Raw genomic sequence first — 19,920 nt, 5'->3', positions numbered from 1 at the left:
CGCGGCCATGCAGGCGCCGCGCGAGCCCGTCCCCGAACCGACCGCCGCCGACCTGGCCGCCGCGTTCCCCACGCTCAAGCCGCATGCGATGAAACACGCGCCCGGCTTCAACAGCCTGGTGCTGTTCGACCACCTGGAAGCCTGGAACAACGCCCATGGCAGCGGCCAGGCGTGGGCCGCCAAGGGCTGGTTCGGCGGCGACATCGACCGCCTGTGGCTGCGCAGCGAGGGACAGCGCAGCGGGGGCCGGCTCGGCGAGTGGTCGCTGGACGCGCTCCACGGCCACGCCATCTCGCCCTGGTGGGACGTGGTCGCCGGCGTCCGCCACGACGGCGGCGACGCGCCCGGCCTGACCCGCGCGGCCATCGGCGTGCAGGGCCTGGCGCCGTACAAGTTCGAGTTCGCCGCCACCGCCTACCTGGGCGGGCCGCGCAGGGCCGAACTGGCGGTGGAAGCGGAGTACTCGCTGCTGCTGAGCAACCGGTTGATCCTGCAGCCGACGCTGGAAGCCAGCGTGGCCGCCGAGGACGACCCGCGCCGCGGCGTCGGCAGCGGGCTGGGCCACGTGGAGGCCGGCCTGCGCCTGCGCTACGAGATCACCCGCCGCTTCGCGCCCTATGTCGGCTTCGTGCACGAACGCCGTTTCGGCCGCACCGCCGGCCTGCACCGCGATGCCGGCGAAAGCCGACGCGATTCGCGCTGGGTCGCCGGCGTGCGCTTCTGGTTCTGACCGCCCTCCCCACGGCGGAAGGCCACGGCCTTCCGCCATTTCTCCAAGGAGACTCCAATGAATGTATTCCCGCACAGGATGGCGTCGCTGCTGCTCGCCACCGCTTCCGTCTTCGCCATCTCCGCCTGCGATGCCGCCCCGCCGCGGGCTGCGGACCCGCAGGCGGCAGCCGGGCACGCGGCGCAGGTCGTGCACGTCCACAAGGATGCGAACTGCGGCTGCTGCAATGGCTGGATCGCGCACATGCGCGCGGCCGGCTTCACCGTGATGGCCCACGACAGCGCCGACATGGTGGCGGTCAAGCAGCGCCTGGGCATTCCGCTGGCGCAGGCCTCCTGCCATACCGCCGAAGTGGGCGGCTACGTGCTGGAAGGCCACGTCCCGGCCGCGGACGTGCAGCGCCTGCTGCGCGAGAAGCCGGCCGCGCGCGGCCTGGTGCTGCCGGGCATGCCCGTCGGTTCGCCCGGCATGGAGTCGCCCGACGGCCGCCGCGACGCGTTCACCGTCGCGCTGCTCGGCAAGGATGGCGCGCTGCAGCCGTACTCCCGGCACCCCTGAGCCACCCGGGTCCATCCGGGAGCGCGGCCACCGCGTTCCCGGTGCCGACACGCCCGGCCCTCTAGAATCGCCCTTCCCCCACACCCAGGAGCAACGCCATGAGCCTGAACGCTCTCCACCAGCAGCCCGGCGTGGCCACGCAGCCGCCGGCCGAAACCAACGGCTTCGTCTTCAACCACACCATGCTGCGGGTCAAGGACATCGCCGCCTCGCTGGATTTCTACACCCGCGTGCTCGGCTTCCGCCTGATCGACAAGCGCGATTTCCCCGAAGCCGCGTTCAGCCTGTACTTCCTGGCCTACGTGCCGGAGGGCACGCAGGTGCCCGAGGACGACGCACAGCGCCGGCTGTGGATGGCCGGCATTCCCGGCGTGCTGGAACTGACCCACAACCACGGCACCGAGAACCAGGACGGCCCGGTCTACCACGACGGCAACAGCGAGCCGCGCGGCTTCGGCCACATCTGCGTGTCGGTGCCGGAACTGGAAGCGGCATGCGCCCGCTTCGAGGAACTGGGCGTGCCGTTCCAGAAGCGCCTGCAGGACGGACGCATGAAGCATCTGGCCTTCATCAAGGACCCTGACGGCTACTGGGTGGAGATCATCGGCAACCGCTAAAGGGCGCCGATCTCTTTTGCCTTTCGTAGGAGCGGCTTCAGCCGCGATGGCGCTTTCCCGGCATCCTCGCCGAACCGGATTTCGGCGCAAGCTCCATCGCGGCTGAAGCCGCTCCTACGAAGGCAGACCTGGAAGCGGCGTGCGTGCGCTTCGAGGAACTGGGCGTGCCGTTCCAGAAGCGCCTGCAGGACGGGCGCATGAAGCACCTGGGCTTCATCAAGGACCCGGACGGCTACTGGGTGGAGATCATCGGCAACCGTTAAAGGGCGCCGACCTCTTCCTTTCGCAGGAGCGGCTTCAGCCGCGATGGCGCTTTCCCGGCATCCTTGCCGAAGCGGGTTTCGGCGCAAGCCTCATCGCGGCTGAAGCCGCTCCTACGAAGGCAGGCAGGGGTGCAGGCGCTCTTGCTCCAGCAGCAGCGGGGTGCGCTGCAACGCCGATGCGGCTTCGTCCCAACCCGCGCGGCGGGCCAGGTCGCACATGCTGTCCAGTACCGCCGGCGATGGCGGCTCGGCGGCGGCGATGACGGCCGCAGACAGTTCGTCCGGCGTCATCAACCACGGGCGCAAGGTGCGACCACTCTGCCGCACGGTTTCGGCCAGCTTCGCGGCGATGCGGAAGCCGCCGCGGTCGATGTCGCCCCAGTGGTAGAGCGCCGCATCGGCCGGCAACCCGGCCAGCAGCCGCGCGTAGGCCTGGCGCCACGTCGGCGACGGCATGCCGCCGGTATAGAGCAGCAGCACCGGGGCCTCACCACGCATCGCCGCCGCCTCGTGGAAGCTTGCGAGGTTCTCGATGCTCAGCAGCACGCGTGCGTCGGTGTTTATTCCCCGTATCTCGTTCACCGGGAAACCCAGCCAACTGCGCGGCAACCGGTGGCAGCTGCCGTCGTCCAGCTGCACCGCGCCCGGTCCGGCCAACCGCAGCGGCTGCGGCTCCCTGCGCAGGCCCAGCGCCGCCCACAACTGCTCCTCTTCCAGCCCGCTCGGCGCCAGTTCGCCCGTCACCAGCACGTCCAGCCAGGGCGTGAGTTTTTCCAGCCGCTTGCTGTCGCCGAACAGGGTGACGCTGGCCTTGCGCAGGATGCGCTCGCCGCGTGCGTCGGCCAGCAAGGCACTCACCGCCTGCGCGGCGTCGGCGAGAGGGGCGGCGGCTTCCGGGCCGCAGCCGCGTACCTTGCGGCCGGCGCACCAAGCCTGGATGACTTCGCCGATGACCGGGAAACCGGAACTGCTTTCCGCCTGGTTTTTTCCGGAGCAAGGCGAGTCGCGACCGGGTTCTCCCGGCAAAGCCCGGCCGCCACTCGCCTCGCTTCGGCAAAAGGCGGATGGTTGCCAGCGCGCCAGCAGGATTCCGGCTTGCGCCACGCGCTCGCCCAGCAGCGCGATGCGCAGGTCCCGGGCCAGTGCGGACAGATCGCGCACGGTCAGGCGCAGCAGGCGTTCGCCGTCGTCGCGATGGCGGTCGCGTTCAACCGTGATCGCACCGGCGCGCTCGGCCAGCGCGATGCGGGCGTGGAATTCGTCGAAATCGGCTACGCCGCTCAATGCACGGTATTCGGCGCCATCGCGGTTGCCGGTCATCGGCAACGATGCCGGCTGTGCATCGCCTTTCAACGAAGCGGCTTCGGCGCGGCGCAGCAGGCGTTCGAGTACCCGCCTTGCGGGCGTATCGTCCTCCGGCTGCGCCGCCGGCGTCATGTCGCCGCCTGCTCGCGTTCGATGCGTTCGGTCTCGGCCGCCAGCAGTTCCGGGTGCAGATCGAACTGGTCGGACAGCAGCAGGGTGCGCGCGGCCTCGGTGACCTCGATGCGCTCGGCCTGCAGCAGGTCGCCGTCGCGGAACAGTTCGATGTAGCTGTCCAGCACGCCGGACAGCGTGCCCTGCGCGGTGTCCGGCGCGGCCAGCACCAGTTGCAGCCCCAGCGAGCGCAGGTAGCCGGTGATGGCGCGCGCGTTCTGCGCGTCGATCTTGTCGCCGAACTCGTCGAGCAGGATCAGCCCCAGCCCGCCCGGATGCGCCTCGCTCTTGCCATAAGCCGCGGCCAGCGCGGCGCCGGCGATCACGTACAGCGGCGCGCGGTGTTCGCCACCGGAGCCCGAGCGCATGCGCTCGCTGAGGCTACCGATCACCCGATCTTCCTGACGGATCTGCACCTCGAAGCGGAAGAAGCGGCGGTAGTCGTCCAGCGGCGAGTTGGCCACGTGGGCGGCGGCCTTGTCCTCGACCAGCGCGCGGAACGCCTCGGGCACCTGGCCGGCGCTTTCGAACAGCGTGTCCTCGCCGCCGATGTCGGCGGCGCGCTGGATGAAACGGTGCAGCTCGCGGAACTCCGGCACCACCTCGTAATGGAACTGGTAGCGCTCGTTGTTGGAGAACGCCGGGCTGGCGCGCAGGGTACGGTTGAGCGTGGCGATCTGGGTCTTGAGCCGGGTGAAGTTGTCGTACAGCGTGGACGCCACGCCGGTGCGGAAGGTATCCACTGCGGTGCTGTAGGCCTGCTGCGCCTCGGCCTCGTACTGCACCAGCTCGGTGTCGCGCAGCTGGGTCAGCTCGCGCTGCAGCAGGCTGCGTGCCGGGCGCCAGGCGCTGGCGTCGAAGTCGAGTTCGATGGCGTGGTCGCGCGCGTACTGCGCCAGCCCGCTCCATGCCTCGGGCAGCAGCCGCGCCAGCTGCGCGTCGCTGTCCTTGGCGCGTTCCTCGCAGCGGCGTGCGCGCTCTTCCAGCGACGGATACTTCTCGTCCAGTTCCTCGCGCTGGCGTTCGACCCGGTTGGGATCGACGTCCGGATCGGCGAAGGCCTCCACCGCGCGCCGCGCCACCAGTTCCTCCTGCTGGCGCAGGCCATCGAGCAGGCCGCGGGTGCCGGCAAGGTTGGACTCGGCCACCGCCTCCTTGCGCAGCAGGTCGTCGGCGCGTTTCTCGCAGTCGGCCAGGTGCAGTCCCAGTTCGCGCACCTGCTCGGACAGCCGCAGCAGATCCGGATCGAGCGAGGCGTGGCGGCTTTCCTGCGCGGCGCGATAACGCTCGGCCACCTGGCGGTGCTCGAGCACGCGCTCGTGCAGCGCCTGCGCCACCGCATCGGCGTCGGCCAGCCGTGCCAGCCCGCGCTGGCAGTCGTCGGCGCGGCGCAGGTTGGGCTCGATGCGGCGCACCTCGGCCTCGGCCTTCTCGATTTCCTCGTGCAGCACGCGCATGCGCGCGCGGTTGTCGGATGCGCCGATGCGCAGGTCGCCCGCCGCCGGCAGGCGCAGGCGTTCGATGCTGCCGCCCCGTGCCAGCAGGCCGTCGCGGGTCAGGCCCTGGCGGCTGCGCACCAGGTCTGCCTCGGTTTCCACGCAGCGCAGCTCGCCGAGCTGGCGGCGCAGGAACGCCAGTGCGTCGGCATTGACGCCCTCCAGCAACGCGGCGACGCTGCCGGCCTCCGGTTCCTCGGCGCCACGCGACTTGCGCGCATGGCTGGACAGCGCCAGCTTGACGCCATACACCGAGCGTCCGCCGGACAGGCCGCGGTACAGCTTGACCGCGCGCTCCTCGTCCTTGTCCGGGATCAGCAGCGCTTCGACGTTGCTGCGCAGATAGCCTTCGATGGCGTGCTGCCAGGAAGCATCGGTGACGCGCACCAGGTCGCAGACCGGGCGCGCGTCGATGCCGGCATCGCGCAGGTAGCTCATCAGCCGCACCGTGTCCGGATGCAGCTCGGCCTGGCCGGCGGCCAGGCGCTTCTGGTTCTGGCGCGCGGTTTCCAGCGCATCGCGCGCCTTGTCGTGGGCGGCGTGCAGCTGGCGGGCATGGCGGTCGACCCGCTCGCGCAGCGGCGCGGCGGCGCGCAGGGCCTGGCGGGCACCGGCGAACAGTTCTTCCGGCGTCCATGGCAGCGCGTCTTCGGGCGACAGCGTGGACAGGCTGGCGTGCCATTCATCCCAGTCGGCGCGGGCGGCGGCCAGCGCCCTGGCGTCGAGGTCGTCCAGCGCCAGGGCATCGAGCTGGCGGAACTGCTGGCCGATGAAGCCGACTTCGCGCAGCAGGTCTTTCTTCAGCTGCGCCAGGCGCTCGCGGTCGCGGCCGGACAGTTCGTCCAGCTGCGCCTGTTCGCCATAGCCGGCGCTGCCCTGCAGGCGGGCATTGGCGCGGGCGTGCTCCTCGCGCAGGGTGTCGCGTTCGACGCGGGTATCGACCAGCAGGCGCCGGGTATCGGCCAGCGTGCCTTCCGCGCGCGCCACCGCGTCCCCGGCCTGGTCGAGCTGCTCGCTGTACAGGTCGCGCGCGTATTCGGCGGCCAGCGCGCGCGCGGACGCGGCGCGGGTCGCCTGGCCGGCGATCTTCCCGTACTGGCGCTCCACGCCTTCGGCGGCGTCGATGCGCTGTTTGACCTGCTCGATCTTCTCCTTGATCTGGCGGAAGCTCTCCAGCAGCGCGCGGAAGCGGGCGATGTCGGTGGGCCGGTCTTCGGCCACCAGGGTGCGCACGAACAGGTCCACGTCCTCGACCCGCTGCAGGTTCAGCGCGTTGAGGAAGGCCTTGCGGTAGGCGTTGAGGTCGGGGCTGGCCGACGGGCTGGCGCGCAGGCGCAGCAGCAGGTCGCGCAGGAAGCGCTCGGCGTTGGGATGCAGCTGCAGGGTCTCGCCGGCCTCCTTGCAGCGCCGGGCAGCGTGCTCCTTGAAGGTAGTCCAGGCCAGCGGCAGTTCCTTGCCCTTGACCCGCTCCAGGTGTTCGTCCAGTTCCAGCGCCACGCCCGGCAGCAGGTACAGGCCGTGCGTGCGGTGCTCGGGTTCGTCGACCGAGGCGCCGAGCGCGATGCCGGCGGTCAGCGGCACGCCGGTCTCGGTGTCGCGGAACACCAGCGAGACATAGGTGGTGGCGGTGCGGCGCTTGCGCCCTTCCTCGCCGCTGCGGAACACGCCCAGGCAGTAGTCGCGGATGGTGCGCGCGCGGTGGCTGCCGCCGGCCTGCGCGTTGAAGCGGATGCGGCTGCGGTCGCCGCCCAGCAGCACGATCTGCAGGGCGTCGAGCAGGGCGCTCTTGCCGGCGCCGTTGGGCGCGATGATGGCGCTGGTCGCGTCCAGCTGCAGGGTCTGCGCCTCGAACAGGAAGAACTGGACCAGGTGGATGCGTTCAAGCTGCTGCATCGTCGTCCTCCGCGTCCGCGTCGTCCGCCTCGTCGCGGTTGTGCTGGTCCAGCCGTTGCAGCCACTGCTCGCCGACGATCTCGACGATGGCCGGGCGCACGCGCAGGTGGAACGGCTGCGGGTCGTCGCCTTCCGATTCCACCAGCCGGCATACGCCCCAGCGCTTGAGCGTACGCGCCAGCGCACGCAGCGCGCCGACGTCGGGCATCGCGCGGCCGGTCAACGCCTGCCAGCTTTCCTGCAGCTCGGGCAGTTCCACCACCACTTCGCCGTGGTCCTCGATCAGGCCCTGGCGCATGGCCTCGTCGTAGCGCTGGCGCAGCACCAGCAGGGCCAGGGTTTCGTCCAGCGTCACCGGCGCGCCCTCGCCATGCGCCGGCAGTGCCACCACGTAGCGGTAGTGCGCGTTGCGCTCCAGGCGGATGCCCAGCGGCTCCAGTGCGGCGACGAAATCGGCGTAGTGGTCTTCGACCAGGTTGAAGGCCACGCGCGAACGCTGGTCGGCGGCGTACAGCACCTGCTCGGTGGCCAGGCGATAGGCGGTGCGCTCGAAGTCTTGCACCGTATAGATGCCGTTGGACATCTGGCTGAGGGTGTTCCAGCTGCGTTTCATCGGGAAAAAGCCGGGAATGGGGAACGGGGAACAGGGAATGAAGCGATGTCGCGGGGATCGGGCATGGCCGGGTGCGGGGGCGCGCGGTGAAATGCGGAGGGTCGGTGTTCCATCATTGCCTGTTCCCCGTTCCCGCATTCCCCGCCACCCGCAGGATGCGGAAACGCGGGCCGCGCAGGTAATCGTTGTCGTCGCCATTGCCGGCATCGAGCAGTTCGACGCGGAAGCCGCGCAGCAGCCGGCCGAGCGGGTCTTCGCGGCGCAGGCCGCCGATGCGGTTGCCGCGCAGGGCGAGCGTGAGCAGGGTCTGGTAGGCGCGCAGGTCCTCGATGCTGGCGATGTCCAGCCGCGCCGAGTCGATCGCCGCGCCCTGCTGCAGGTGGCGGCCGACGTAGCGCGCCATGTCCTCGGCGTTGACCAGGCGCGCGCGTTTCATCCGCCGCAGCAGCGACAGCCGCGCCAGCTGCTCGGGCGTGGGCGGGGTGGTGGCGTTGGCGCTGCGCGGGATCGGCGCCGGCTTGCGGTGCGGCGGGCGCAGCCGCGCCTCGTCCATCAGCGGGCCGGGCGCCACCGGCAGGCGCAGCGCGTCCTCCGGCGCCGAGAGCACGCCGCGGCAGGCGCGGCGCAGCAGCACGTCGAGCCTGTCGGGCGCGCGCAGGCGGTAGTCGAGGAAGGCCAGCGCGCGGCGGTTGGCCTGGCGGATGTCCTCGTCCAGGCGGGTCAGGTATTCGTCGATGCGTTCGAGCTCGCGCAGCCGGCCCAGGCTGCGCGACAGCCGCAGCTGCGCGCGCGCCTCGTCGCCGCCGGTGACGTGCTCGCGGTACCAGGCCACCAGGGTTTCGCGCGGCGCGCCGGCGTCGAGCTGCTGCACCATCGCCAGGATCGAACTGCGCCGCGCCATCGGGTGGTCGGCGCGGTGCAGTTCGGCGTAGTCGCCGATGAACAGCTGGCCGACGTAGCGCTCGAACCACTGCCGGGCGAACTGCGCGGTGGTCTCGGCCTTGCTCAGTTCCGGCATCAGATCGCGCACCTGCAGGCTCATCGAGGCCAGCGACACCAGCAGCCGACGCGCCTGGTCGGCGGCCTCGTCGAGGATGCCGCCGTCCATGCGGCCTTCGGCCACCTGCTGCAGCTGCAGCTCCACCGAGCGCATCTTGGCCGAGACGAAGGTCGGGCCGTGCTCGCTGAACTCCACCAGGGTGGACAGCAGCTGCGCCACCATCGGCGGCATGGTCACCATCTCGCGCGCGCCGATGCGCTCCTGGCGCAGCCAGCCGGCGGCGCGGAAGCGGTCGTGGATGGCGTTGGCGCGCACGTTCAGCGGCGCGTCCGGGGCCTGGCCGTCCTCGTCCTCCCACGGGTCGTCGGTGAGCAGGTAGCGCTCGATCGCGGCGGTGATCTCGCGGCGCGGGAAGCCGTGGCTGGGCGGCACCGGCGCGTCCGGGCCGAAGAACTCGTCGAACATCCGGCACAGCAGCGACCAGTAGTTCTGGCGGTTGGCCGAGGCCAGCGGGCCGAAGATGCCGGCGGGCACGACCGAGAACAGCGGCGGCGTGGTCGTGGGGGTGGTCGTGGTCAAAACGTCGGGGTCCTGCAGCTTCCTGCCGTGCGGCGGCGATTGTGGCATATCGCCGCCGCCGGCGGCCCCGGCGGGCGGGCCTGCGGCGCCGCCACGACGACGGGCGCCGCAGGGGCGCCCGTCGCGGGAACCGGCCTTGCCGGCGGATCAGAACTTCTGCGTGTAGCGCAGGTAGACGATGCGGCCGTAGGCGTCGTACAGGTTGAAGTTCCAGGGACGGCCGTCGGTTTCGATCAGCTGCGGGTAGCGGTCGGCCACGTTGTTGGCGCCCAGGGTGATGCCGGCGCGCCAGGGGGTCGTGTAGGTCAGGCCGAGGTCATGGGTGACGTAGCTGGCCACGCGCGTGCCCGGATCGCCGGCGAGGAAGCCGAAGGCGGGCGCGGCGTCGGGATTGCGCTGGTCGCCGATGTAGTTGACGTTCCAGCTGGCGCTCCAGTCGCCCCTGCTCCAGGTGTTGCGCAGGGTGCCGCGCAGTTCCGGGGCCGCCGCCCAGCCCAGCCGGTCCTTGACCGTGCTGCCGTCGGTGAGCGTGAACTCCAGCACGCGCGCCACCTGCAGCCAGCTCTCCAGCCGGCCCCAGCCGCCGGCGTCGAAGCGGCCGCGCAGGTTCAGGTCCAGGCCGCGGGTATCCAGGTCGCCCTCGTTGGCGTAGGCGGTGTTGATCTCGCGGATGGAGCCGTTGGAACGGCGCTGCACCGAGGTGCCGGCGGGAAGCGGCAGCCCGCGGTTGTCGAAATCCACCAGCTCCTGGTACTCGATCAGGCGGATCCGGTCGTCGATCCGGATGTGGTAGTAGTCCAGGGTCAGGTTCAGCCAGTCCAGCGGATCCCAGGCCAGGCCCAGGCTGTACTGCCGCGAGTGCTCGGAGCCGAGCGCCGGGTTGCCGCTGGACCAGGTGTCGACCTGGTAGCTCACGTCCCGGCTCACCGGACCGTCGGCGATGCCGTCGTTGTTGGTATCGCCGCCGCAGTCGGCCGCCGAGTAGCCCACGGCCACGCAGCTGCGGTAATCCTGCACGTCCTCGGCCGAGAACGAGCGCTTGGCGTGGATGCTGTTCAGGTCGGGCGCGCGGAAGCCCTTGCCGGCCGAGCCGCGCAGGGTCAGGTTGGGCAGCGGCTGCCAGCGCAGCGAGACCTTGGGCGAGAGGTCGCCGCCGTAGTCGCTGTAGCGGTCGTAGCGCGCCGCCAGGGTGAAGTCGAAGTCCTGCATGACCGGCAGCAGCCATTCGGCGTAGGCCGCCTGCACGCGGCGGTCGCCGGCGGCCGAGTTGCCGGCCGATCCGGCGACCACGCCGGCCTCGGACAGCGAATCGTAGACGTCGGCATAGTCCTCGCGGCGGGCTTCCACGCCGAAGGCCACGGCCGAGCGCCCGCCGGCCATGTCGAACAGGTCCAGGCTGGCGTTGGCGTACAGCTCGTCGATGACGAACTTGCCCTCGCGGCTGGTGGTGGTGGTGAAGCCCTTGATGACCTCCTCCGGGTTGCCGAACGGATCGCGCAGGTCGTAGCGGCCGTCGGCGGCCGCCGCCTCGGCCAGCGGCGTGACGATGTAGCCGCGGCCCTGGTCCTTGAGCCGCGCGTCGCTGCGGCGCACGCCGGCATCGATGCTGAGCCGGTCGTTGACCTGCCAGTTCATGCCCAGGTTGATGTCCAGCACCGTGTTGTCGATGAAGTTGTCGCGGTTGCCGGCTGCCGCATAGCGGTGGTAGATGAAGGCGCCCAGCCCGTCGCCCGGCACCGGGTCGTTGGGCGAGTTCTCCGCCACGTACAGCACGCCCGGCGTCGGCGCGTAGCGGCCGAAGCTGCTGGCATGGCTGTAGCTGGCGGCGGCGTACAGCGACACCGCGTCGTCGAGCTGCACGGTGCCGCGCGCGAACAGCGACTTGTTCTTGATCGAGGCCTCGTTGGCGGCCACCGCGTTGTAGTCGTAGACGCAGTTGCTGCCGTTCATCCAGAAGTTCGGATCGTTGCAGGCGTAACCGGGCAGCACGCCGCCGGCATCGCCTTCCTCGCCCGGGGTGGCCGCGCTTTCCAGATAGAAGTTGTTGCCGTACGGGGAACCGCCGCGGGTGTCCCCGCCCAGCTGGTCGCGCGTGAACACGATGCCGCGCGACGTGTAGGAGGCCCCGAACATCAGGTTGCCGCGCTCGCCCGAGGTGCCGAACAGCACCGCGCCCTCCTCGGTGTCGCCGCCGGCCACGCGCGGCGAGCCCTTGCCGATGCGCAGCTCGGCGCCATCGAAGTCCTTGCGCAGGATGATGTTGACCACGCCGCCGATGGCGTCGGAGCCGTACAGCGCCGACGCGCCGTCGGACAGGACCTCGATCCGCTCCACCGCGGCCAGCGGGATGGTGTTGAGGTCGGCGTTGCTGCCCAGCGAGGGCGCATAGGGCGCGCGCCGGCCGTCGACCAGCACCAGGGTGCGGTCCGAGCCGATGCCGCGCAGGTCGACGTCGGCCACCGCCTGTGCGCTGCTGCCCGAGCGCGGGCTGAAATTGCCGAACGAGGCGAAGGTGGTGTCGCGCAGCACGTCGGCGACGGAGACGTGGCCGCTGGCGTCGATCGCGGCGCGGTCGATCACCGTCACCGGCACGGCGCCTTCGATGTCGGCGCGCTTGATGCGCGAGCCGGTCACTTCGATCCGGTCCAGGCTGTGCACGTCGGGCTGCGACTGCGCCAGGGAAACGAACGGAACCAGTGCGGCGGCGATTCCCAGCGGGAGCGCGGCCAGCCGGGCGGCCGGCGTCGGACAACGATGTTTCACGGGTTTCTCTCCTGATGATGTTAGGGATGCGTTAACGCCCAGACGACGTTAAAGAGCGGCTCACGCCACCGCGCCGCATGCCCTGTCCACTGGGTTTGCACGATCTGTCGACACCGCGGGCTGGCCGCTGCGGTACAGCGAGGGCGACACCCCGAAGTGGGTGCGGAACGCGCGCGAGAAACTGCAGTTGTTCTCGAAGCCGCTGGCCGCGCCTATCTCGGTGATGGACAGCGGCGTCTCGCGGATCAGCCGCGCGCTGTTGGCCAGGCGCAGGCGCACCGAGATGGCCTGCGGGCATTCGCCGTAGACCGCGCGGAAGGTCTTGGTGAAATACCAGACCGACATACTGCTCAGCTCGGCCAGTTCGCCGATCCGGACCACGCGGCCGGTATGGCCCTGTATGTGCTGCAGCGCGCGCTGCATGCGCGCGTAGACCTGGCGCCGGTGCATCAGCGAGCGCCCCGGGCAGCGCGCGATCAACGCCTGCTGGCCCTGCTGCAGGCCGGCGAGCGCGCGCAGCAACCGGTCCACCTGCCAGCGGTCGGCGGCGATGGCCTGGTCGCCGCGGGCCGGGGTACCGATCACCGCGCGCCAGCGCCGCACCAGCGACCGCCGCGCCGGCGCCGGCACCACGCCGCGACCGGGGAAGAGCGCCAGCTGCGGCGAGCGCAGCAGCAGCTGCTGCATGTCGGCCGGTACGACCATGCCGATCGCCACGGTGCGCTCGCCGGCGTGCAGCACCGGCTGGGCGCCGCGATCGAAATGGATCCACTGGCCGGCGTCGAGCCGGAACGCGCCGGTGCGCGCGGCGATGTCCAGCCCTCCCCGGAGCACCAGCCACAGCGACGCCTCGGCCGGACCGAGCGCCAGGCTAGCGCCGCGCGCGACCGTCGCCAGCAGCGGCGCCCGCCGTTCCACCTCGCGTTCCAGTTCCTGGCTGTCGCCGCGATCGAGCCACAGCACCTGCACTTGCACCTGCATGACCACTTCCTTCGTCGGACTGGCCTCCTGTTTGACCGCGCGGCCTCCGAAATGCCGGAAATGCGGCCGAAATCTTTCCGAAATCCGCGCCTCCGGCGACGCCATGTGTCCGCGGCGCGGACAGCCGGACAGGCGGACACACGGCGTCGCTGCTGCCTCGGCGGCGTTTCCACCGTCCGCGGCGGACACATAGACGCGAAGGCCCGCACGGCATGCCGGTGCGGGCCTTCGTCGATGGCGGAAGACCGCCGCGTCAGTTGCGGCGGCGGGCGCGGCGCTGGTATTCGGCCTCGTCGATCGGATACATGGCGCGGACCGGGCAGGAACCGGCGCGCGAGGTCAACACGCTGCCCTGGGTGCAGACGACGTTCTCCCGTCCATCGGTGGCGAGCACCACGCTCGAGTTCTTCATCATCGCGTCGCAGTAGTGCCCGAAGTCCAGGCGCAGGTGGTTGTCGCCGTCGGCGATGACCATGCCGTCGGTGCCCACGCGCGCGGCCTTGTGCTGGCCGGACAGGGTGACGCAGGTCGGCGGCGCGTCGCCGCTCTTTCCCGCCGCCGCGGCATCCACGGGCAGCATCGCGGCGGCGCCCAGGGACAGGACGATCAACAGACATCGGTACATGGCGTTTTCCTTCTTCGTTCCGTGCCGGGGGTTGGGCACGGATACAAGGCTAGGCAGCGCGCGCGGCGACGGAATCTGCTTGAAGTCGCGATGACCAAGGGCCGGGCGTGAGGCCAAGGAATGCAAACAACGCAGCCGCCGGCGCAGCCGGAGCACGCCGAAAGCGACGCCCGCCTGAACGCATCCGCGCGACCTGACCAAAGGCACATGCCGCCGCCTCCGCGCCGCCAGCATCCTCGGCGCGGTGATGGAACGCCGATGGCGCTCCATCGCACCCAACGGACGGCGACGCGTGCGGCGCATGCAGGGCGCGCCGTCTCCATGATCAGGGCGGGGCGTGCTGGCCAAGCCTGCACTCGGGCAGACCGGCGTAATGGAAGAACGGGCAGTCACTGGCGGTCGTCGTACCGGCAACGCCGCGGGAGCGCAGGCGGTTCCGGACGGCATCCTGCGCGTGGGCGACCACGACATCGACCTGTCGCGGCGCACCGTGGTCTCGCGCGTGGACGGCACCTCGCGGCGGCTCACCCTCAAGTCGCTGCAGGTGCTGCTGGCGCTGGTGGACGAGGCGGGCAAGGTGGTCAGCCGCGACGCGCTGCTGGCGCGCGTCTGGCCCGACACGCTGCCCACCGACGACGTGCTGACCCAGGCCATCGCGCTGTTGCGCAAGGCGTTCGGCGACGACCGCGAGGCGCCGCGCTACATCGAAACCATCGCCAAGGGCGGCTATCGCCTGCTGGCCGCGCACGCGTGGCGGCCGATGCCGGTCGCGGCCATCGACGCGGCGCCGCCGCCGGATCCTCCGCCCGTCCAGCGCGCGCCGCGCTGGCGATGGGCCGTGGCGGTGGCGGCGGCGCTGCTGCTCGTGGCGCTGGTGGCGTTCCTGCATGCCGGCGTCGCGCACGACGACAATGGCAATGGCGAACGCGCGCCGCCGCCATCCGCCGCGGCGCTGCCCGCGCGCGAAACGGCGCCGCCGTACCACGCCATCGTTTCCACCGCCGAACAGGAGACCACGCCGCGGTTGTCGCCGGACGGCACGCAGCTGGTGTTCGCGCGCCAGGATCCCGGCACGCGCAGGCAGCGGCTGCACATCCAGCGCGTGTCGCAGGCCAATGCGCGGCCGTTCGCCTCTCCCGGACCGGGCGAGCAGGACAGCCTGCCGGCGTGGTCCCGCGACGGCCGGCGCATCGCCTTCCTCCGCAGCAGCGACCGACGCTGCCAGTTCATGGTGGCGCCCGCCGACGGCGGCGAGGCGCGCGCGGTGGGCGATTGCGCGGAATCGGACGGGCTGCCGTTCGACTGGACGCCCGATGGCCGCGGCCTCGTCGCCAGCGGCGCGGGCGCGGACACGGGCGGCGCCCTGCGCCGGCTCGACCTGGCCAGCGGACGCTGGCAGGCGCTGGACTACGCGATCGACCGCGAGTCCGTCGATGCGCTGCCGCGCCATTCCCCCGACGGCCGCTGGCTGGGCTTCCGTCGCGGCACCACCCTGGGCGACCTGTGGGTGATGCCCGCCGCCGGCGGCACGCCGCGCCGCATCACCACCCTGCGTGGCGACATCCGCGGCTGGTCCTGGCTGCCGGACAGTCGCGGCGTGGTCTTCAGCCTGGTCAAGGAGGAAGTGCGGCTGTACCGCGTCGACCTGGCCGGCGGCGATCCGGTCGCGCTGCCGGTACTGGCCGGCGGCAACCCGGTGCATCCGGACGTCGCCGCGGACGACTGGTCGATGGTGTTCGAGATCGACCGGCTGCGCAGCGGCATGTTCCGCCTGCGCACCGACGGCCGCGGCGCCGCCGAGCCGGTGTTCGCGTCCAGCGGCGTGGACCTGACGCCGGGCATTTCCCCGGACGGCGGCACGCTGGCCTTCGTGTCGGACCGCAGCCTGCACGCACAGCTGTGGATCGGCCAGCCCGCGCATCCGGAAACCCTGCGCGCGGTGGCGGGCATCGTGCCGGTGCCGCGCCATCCGCCGGTCTGGTCGGACGATGGCCGCCGGCTGCTGGTGATTGGCCGCGGCGACGGCGGCGACCGCCTGTTCGAGGTGGACGCCGGCAGCGATGCGGTGACGCCGCTGCCGGTACCGGCGCCATCGCCGGCGTTCGCCGCCTACACCGACCGGGCGGACCGCCTGCTGGTGGGCATCGACGGCGGCCAGGGCAGGCTGCAGTTGGTGCTCTATTCCCTGCCGGACTGGCACCGCGTCGCCGCGGTGGAGGACGTGGCCGTGGCGCGCTACGACGCCGTCGGCCGGCGGGTCTGCTTCACCCGGCCGGCGCGCACGGGCATCTGGTGCGCCGACGCCGGGCTGGGCTCGGTCGTCGCGCACGACACCCGGTTCCCCGATCCCGCCCATTACCGCGAATGGCACACCGCCGGCGGGACGCTCTACTACGAGGGACCGGTCGCGGGCTGCCGCACCGCCTGGCGTCGGCTGGGCGAAGATGTCCCCGCGGCCGACGGCCGCTGCCTGATCGCCGGCCAGGCCGCCCTGCCCGGCTCCAGCAGCGTTGATGCCGCCGGCCGCTGGCTGTATGCCTCGCTGCCGCTGGAGCACAACATCGATGTCGGCTGGACGCCGCTGAACGCGCCTGCCGGGGTGGCCGGCCGCTAGCCGTACCGCCGACAACGGCCGCCTCGGTCCCGGGAAGCGGAAACATGCCGGCCATCGACGTGCGCCGATGTCGCCGCCGCAACGATGCCGCAGGCCGTCGCCGCGCCGCCCGGGCAGGCGCGATGGCCGCCGCGCTCCAACCCCCTGCGTGGACCATGCGCCCTCCCTGCGCCGCGGAATACCGCGCCGGCGCGTCGGGAAGCTGCCGCCAGCGCGTATCGATCGGCTGCCGCGTCGCGGGCGCGCTGTCGAGCATGGCCGGCCTGTCAGAACGAAAACGGCCGGAGCGGATGCCGCCCCGGCCGTCATTTTCTCCAGTGCCGTGCGCAGCGCTTATTCCACGGTGACGCTCTTGGCCAGATTGCGCGGCTTGTCCACGTCGGTGCCGCGCGCCAGCGCGGTGTGGTAGGCCAGCAGCTGCACCGGGATGGTGTGCACCACCGGGCTGAGCACGCCGGCGTGGCGCGGGGTGCGGATCACGTGCACGCCCTCGGAGGCGGTGAAGTTGCTGTCCTGGTCGGCGAACACGAACAGCTCGCCGCCGCGCGCGCGCACTTCCTGCATGTTGGATTTGACCTTCTCCAGCAGGCTGTCGTTGGGCGCGATCACCACCACCGGCATCTCCGCGTCGACCAGTGCCAGCGGCCCGTGCTTGAGCTCGCCGGCCGGGTAGGCCTCGGCGTGGATGTAGGAGATTTCCTTGAGCTTGAGCGCGCCTTCCAGCGCGATCGGGTAATGCAGGCCGCGGCCGAGGAACAGCGCGTTGGACTTGCCGGCGAAACGCTCGGCCCAGGCGATGATCTGCGGCTCCAGGTTGAGCACGTGCTGCACGCTGCCGGGCAGGTGCCGCAGCTGCTCCACGTAGTCCGCTTCCCGCGCGGCGTCGACGCGGCCATGCAGCTTGCCCAGCACCACCGCCAGCTGGAACAGCGCCGCCAGCTGGGTGGTGAAGGCCTTGGTCGAGGCCACGCCGATCTCGGCGCCGGCGCGGGTATAGCAGACCAGTTCGCTGGCGCGCGGAATCGCGCTTTCCGGCACGTTGCAGATCGACAGCGTGTGCGCGTGACCCAGCGACTTGGCGTACTTGAGCGCCTCCATCGTGTCCAGGGTTTCGCCGGACTGGGAGATGGTGACGACCAAGTGCTTCGGGTTGGCGTAGGCGGCGCGGTAGCGGTACTCGCTGGCGATCTCCACGCTGCACGGCAGGCCGGCGATGGCCTCGATCCAGTAGCGCGCGGTGAGGCCGGCGTAGTAGCTGGTGCCGCAGGCCAGGATCTGCACACCCTCGATGCCGGCCAGCACCGCCCCGGCGTCGCGGCCGAACAGCGCGGCCGGGAAACCGCCGGCGTCGATCGCCGCCTCGAGGGTGTCGCCGAGCGCTCGCGGCTGCTCGTGGATCTCCTTCTGCATGAAGTGGCGGTACGGGCCGAGCTCCAGCGAGGCCAGCGACACGTCGGACAGGCGTTCCTCGCGCCGCACCGGCGCGTCGTCGGCGCCGAACACGCGCACGCCGGCGCGGGTCAGCTCGGCGGTGTCGCCCTCTTCCAGGAACATCACCCGGCGCGTGGCCGAGATCACCGCCGAGACATCGGAGGCGACGAAGTTCTCGCCCTCGCCCAGGCCCACCAGCAGCGGGCAGCCCATGCGCGCGACCACCATGCGCCCGGGCTCCTTGCGGCTGATCACCGCCAGCGCGTAGGCGCCGGTCAGTTCCTTCACCGCACGCTGCAGGGCGCCGAGCAGGTCGTCGTGGTCGGCCTGCAGGTGATGGTGGATCAGGTGCGCGATGACCTCGGTGTCGGTCTGCGATTCGAACGCGTAGCCCAGCGCGCGCAGGCGCTCGCGCTGTTCCTCGTGGTTCTCGATGATGCCGTTGTGCACCAGCGCCACGCCGTGGCTGATGTGCGGGTGGGCGTTGGATTCGGTGACGCCGCCATGGGTGGCCCAGCGCGTATGGCCGATGCCCAGCGTGGCGGCGAAGCCTTCGGCGGCGGCGGCGCCCTCCATCTCGGCCACGCGGCCGGTGCGGCGCACGCGGCGGATGTCCCGGTCTTCCAGCACGGCGATGCCGGAGGAATCGTAGCCCCGGTATTCCAGCCGCTTCAGCCCTTCGATCAGTACCGGTACCACGTCGCGATCAGCGATCGCTCCCACAATGCCGCACATAGTCCATCCGTCTGGAATCACAGACGGACATTCTAGGTCAGCCGGTTCGGACATCCACTGGACAACAGCCGGACATCGCCCCCGCGGACACTGTCCGCGCAGGTGTCCGCGGACACCCGGACACTCCATTCCACGAAAAATATCCCTTTGTTTTCATCGGCTTGAAAGTTGGCACGGCACCTGCTTAATCGTTACCAACTCCGCCAGCGATGCCGACGATGATCCGCGACACCTCCGCACAGGACCACACCCTTTCCCAGCACCCCCGGCCGCAGTGGCGCCGCTGGTTGTGGCCGGCCGTGGCCGCGGTCGTGGTGCTGGCCGGCATCGGTTTCGTCGCCAAGGGCTGGCTCGGCGGTTCGCGCTCGTTCGACGGCGCGCGCCTGCGCATCGCCACGGTCGGCCGCGGCGACCTGGTCCGCGACATCGCCGCCGACGGCCGCGTGATCGCCGCCAACAGCCCGGTGCTGTACGCCATTTCCGCCGGCACCGTGACCCTGAAGGTGGTGGCCGGCGACGTGGTCAAGAAAGGCCAGGAGCTGGCGGTGATCGACAGCCCGGAACTGCGCAGCAAGCTGGCGCAGGAACAGGCCACCCTGGCCGGCCTGGAAGCCGAGGCCGGCCGCGCCGCGCTCGACGCCACCCTGGCCCGCGCCACCGCCAGCAAGGTCACCGACCAGGCCGCGATCGACCGCCAGGCCGCCGCGCGCGACCTGGAGCGCTACCAGCGCGGTTTCGACGGCGGCGCGGTGCCGCAGGTCAACCTGGCCAAGGCGCAGGACGACCTGAAGAAGGCCGAGATCACCCTGCAGCACGCCAAGAGCGATGCCGCGCTGCAGAGCCAGGGCGCGGACCTGGATGCGCGCAACAAGCGCCTGCTCGCCAACCGCCAGCAGGCGGTGGTGGACGAAGTGCAGCGCCAGGTCGACGCGCTGACCCTGCGCGCGCCGTTCGACGGACAGGTCGGCCAGGTGCAGGCCACCCAGCACACCCAGGTCGCGGCCAACGCGCCGATCCTGGGCGTGGTCGACCTGTCGCGCTTCGAGATCGAGATCAAGGTGCCGGAGAGCTTCGCCCGCGACCTGGCGATCGGCATGCCGTCCCAGCTCACCAGCGGTTCCGGCCAGCCGTTCCCGGGCGAGATCTCGGCGGTGTCGCCGGAAGTGGTCAACGGCGAGGTCGTGGCCCGCATCCGCTTCTCCGACAAGCAGCCCGAGGGCCTGCGCCAGAGCCAGCGCATGAGCGCGCGCATCCTGCTCGACACCCGCAAGGACGTGATCAAGGTCGAGCGCGGTCCGTTCGTCGAGCAGTCCGGCGGCCGTTACGCCTGGGTGGTCAACGGCAGCACCGCCAGCCGCCGCCCGGTGCAGTTCGGCGTCAGCAGCCTGGGCGAGGTCGAGATCGTCTCCGGCCTGCAGCCGGGCGAGAAGGTCGTCGTTTCCGGTACCGACCTGTTCGGCGATGCCGAAAGGGTTTCCATCAATTGATGCAAAGCCGGGAAAGGGGAACAGGGAAGGGGGAATGGACGTGACTGCAGTCGTCCGGG

At 71.2% G+C, this 19,920-nt stretch carries 13 protein-coding genes and 1 pseudogene; 6 read left to right on the top strand and 8 right to left on the bottom strand.

Annotation, left to right across the window (positions count from 1 at the left end; genetic code table 11):
- Window positions 1-16: 16 nt before the first annotated feature.
- The 4 genes and pseudogenes from CQ393_RS08945 to CQ393_RS08930 form a co-directional block, all read left to right on the top strand.
- A pseudogene (locus CQ393_RS08945) lies at window positions 17-730 on the top strand (copper resistance protein B); the annotation flags it as partial.
- Window positions 731-787: 57 nt separating this feature from the next.
- Window positions 788-1,288 carry a DUF411 domain-containing protein gene (locus CQ393_RS08940; protein ID WP_194269625.1) on the top strand — a complete coding sequence of 167 codons (501 nt, stop codon included), beginning with the start codon at window positions 788-790 and terminating at the stop codon, window positions 1,286-1,288.
- A gap of 98 nt (window positions 1,289-1,386) precedes the next feature.
- Window positions 1,387-1,905: a lactoylglutathione lyase gene (gene gloA, locus CQ393_RS08935; RefSeq protein ID WP_153191203.1), complete on the top strand. Its 519-nt coding sequence runs from the start codon at window positions 1,387-1,389 to the stop codon at window positions 1,903-1,905.
- 95 nt (window positions 1,906-2,000) lie between these two features.
- Entirely contained in the window at window positions 2,001-2,168 is a 168-nt protein-coding gene (locus CQ393_RS08930) for a VOC family protein (RefSeq protein ID WP_343199904.1), read from the top strand.
- Window positions 2,169-2,279: 111 nt separating this feature from the next.
- On the opposite strand, the gene CQ393_RS08925 is transcribed toward CQ393_RS08930, so the two are convergent.
- The 7 genes from CQ393_RS08925 to CQ393_RS08895 all read right to left on the bottom strand — a co-directional run bounded on the left by CQ393_RS08925 (window position 2,280) and on the right by CQ393_RS08895 (window position 13,594).
- Window positions 2,280-3,605: a Wadjet anti-phage system protein JetD domain-containing protein gene (locus CQ393_RS08925; RefSeq protein ID WP_153191202.1), complete on the bottom strand. Its 1,326-nt coding sequence runs from the start codon at window positions 3,603-3,605 to the stop codon at window positions 2,280-2,282.
- Window positions 3,602-7,033 carry an SbcC/MukB-like Walker B domain-containing protein gene (locus tag CQ393_RS08920; RefSeq protein ID WP_153191201.1) on the bottom strand — a complete coding sequence of 1,144 codons (3,432 nt, stop codon included), beginning with the start codon at window positions 7,031-7,033 and terminating at the stop codon, window positions 3,602-3,604. Before CQ393_RS08920 ends, CQ393_RS08925 begins: the two co-directional genes overlap by 4 nt.
- The gene (locus tag CQ393_RS08915) at window positions 7,020-7,646 is read right to left on the bottom strand and encodes a DUF4194 domain-containing protein (RefSeq protein WP_153191200.1); all 627 of its coding nucleotides are present in this window, start codon (window positions 7,644-7,646) and stop codon (window positions 7,020-7,022) included. Before CQ393_RS08915 ends, CQ393_RS08920 begins: the two co-directional genes overlap by 14 nt.
- Window positions 7,647-7,758: 112 nt before the next feature.
- Window positions 7,759-9,225, bottom strand: coding sequence for a Wadjet anti-phage system protein JetA family protein (locus tag CQ393_RS08910; protein ID WP_153191199.1), 1,467 nt, complete (start codon window positions 9,223-9,225; stop codon window positions 7,759-7,761).
- 147 nt (window positions 9,226-9,372) lie between these two features.
- Window positions 9,373-11,988 (bottom strand): TonB-dependent receptor, encoded by a 2,616-nt coding sequence (locus CQ393_RS08905; protein WP_153191198.1) that lies wholly within the window; start codon window positions 11,986-11,988, stop codon window positions 9,373-9,375.
- A gap of 60 nt (window positions 11,989-12,048) precedes the next feature.
- The gene (locus CQ393_RS08900; RefSeq protein WP_153191197.1) at window positions 12,049-12,969 is read right to left on the bottom strand and encodes a helix-turn-helix transcriptional regulator; all 921 of its coding nucleotides are present in this window, start codon (window positions 12,967-12,969) and stop codon (window positions 12,049-12,051) included.
- A 253-nt stretch (window positions 12,970-13,222) separates the two neighbouring features.
- Complete coding sequence (locus tag CQ393_RS08895; RefSeq protein ID WP_153191196.1) at window positions 13,223-13,594, bottom strand: hypothetical protein; 372 nt, start codon at window positions 13,592-13,594, stop codon at window positions 13,223-13,225.
- Between the two features lie 373 nt (window positions 13,595-13,967).
- Here CQ393_RS08895 and CQ393_RS08890 point away from each other — a divergent pair, with 373 nt between their 5' ends.
- Window positions 13,968-16,208: a winged helix-turn-helix domain-containing protein gene (locus tag CQ393_RS08890; RefSeq protein ID WP_153191195.1), complete on the top strand. Its 2,241-nt coding sequence runs from the start codon at window positions 13,968-13,970 to the stop codon at window positions 16,206-16,208.
- A 333-nt stretch (window positions 16,209-16,541) separates the two neighbouring features.
- Here CQ393_RS08890 and glmS read toward each other — a convergent pair whose 3' ends face one another.
- Entirely contained in the window at window positions 16,542-18,374 is a 1,833-nt protein-coding gene (gene glmS / locus CQ393_RS08885; protein WP_153191194.1) for a glutamine--fructose-6-phosphate transaminase (isomerizing), read from the bottom strand.
- 218 nt (window positions 18,375-18,592) lie between these two features.
- Here glmS and CQ393_RS08880 point away from each other — a divergent pair, with 218 nt between their 5' ends.
- Window positions 18,593-19,861 (top strand): efflux RND transporter periplasmic adaptor subunit, encoded by a 1,269-nt coding sequence (locus CQ393_RS08880; protein WP_153191193.1) that lies wholly within the window; start codon window positions 18,593-18,595, stop codon window positions 19,859-19,861.
- Window positions 19,862-19,920 lie beyond the last annotated feature (59 nt).

The organism is Stenotrophomonas sp. MYb238 (genome assembly GCF_009496535.1).
Taxonomy (GTDB): domain Bacteria; phylum Pseudomonadota; class Gammaproteobacteria; order Xanthomonadales; family Xanthomonadaceae; genus Stenotrophomonas.
Note: the sequence above shows the minus strand (reverse complement) of the source record. Positions and strands in the feature narration are given on the sequence as shown.

What these genes read in the sequence shown, in the direction of transcription:
- CQ393_RS08900 (WP_153191197.1), bottom strand. Translation starts at nt 12,969, where the DNA reads ATGCAGGTGCAAGTGCAGGTGCTGTGGCTCGATCGCGGCGACAGCCAG.
- CQ393_RS08880 (WP_153191193.1), top strand. Translation starts at nt 18,593, where the DNA reads ATGATCCGCGACACCTCCGCACAGGACCACACCCTTTCCCAGCACCCC.
- CQ393_RS08920 (WP_153191201.1), bottom strand. Translation starts at nt 7,033, where the DNA reads ATGCAGCAGCTTGAACGCATCCACCTGGTCCAGTTCTTCCTGTTCGAG.
- gloA (WP_153191203.1), top strand. Translation starts at nt 1,387, where the DNA reads ATGAGCCTGAACGCTCTCCACCAGCAGCCCGGCGTGGCCACGCAGCCG.
- CQ393_RS08925 (WP_153191202.1), bottom strand. Translation starts at nt 3,605, where the DNA reads ATGACGCCGGCGGCGCAGCCGGAGGACGATACGCCCGCAAGGCGGGTA.
- CQ393_RS08940 (WP_194269625.1), top strand. Translation starts at nt 788, where the DNA reads ATGAATGTATTCCCGCACAGGATGGCGTCGCTGCTGCTCGCCACCGCT.
- CQ393_RS08890 (WP_153191195.1), top strand. Translation starts at nt 13,968, where the DNA reads ATGGAAGAACGGGCAGTCACTGGCGGTCGTCGTACCGGCAACGCCGCG.
- CQ393_RS08915 (WP_153191200.1), bottom strand. Translation starts at nt 7,646, where the DNA reads ATGAAACGCAGCTGGAACACCCTCAGCCAGATGTCCAACGGCATCTAT.
- CQ393_RS08895 (WP_153191196.1), bottom strand. Translation starts at nt 13,594, where the DNA reads ATGTACCGATGTCTGTTGATCGTCCTGTCCCTGGGCGCCGCCGCGATG.
- glmS (WP_153191194.1), bottom strand. Translation starts at nt 18,374, where the DNA reads ATGTGCGGCATTGTGGGAGCGATCGCTGATCGCGACGTGGTACCGGTA.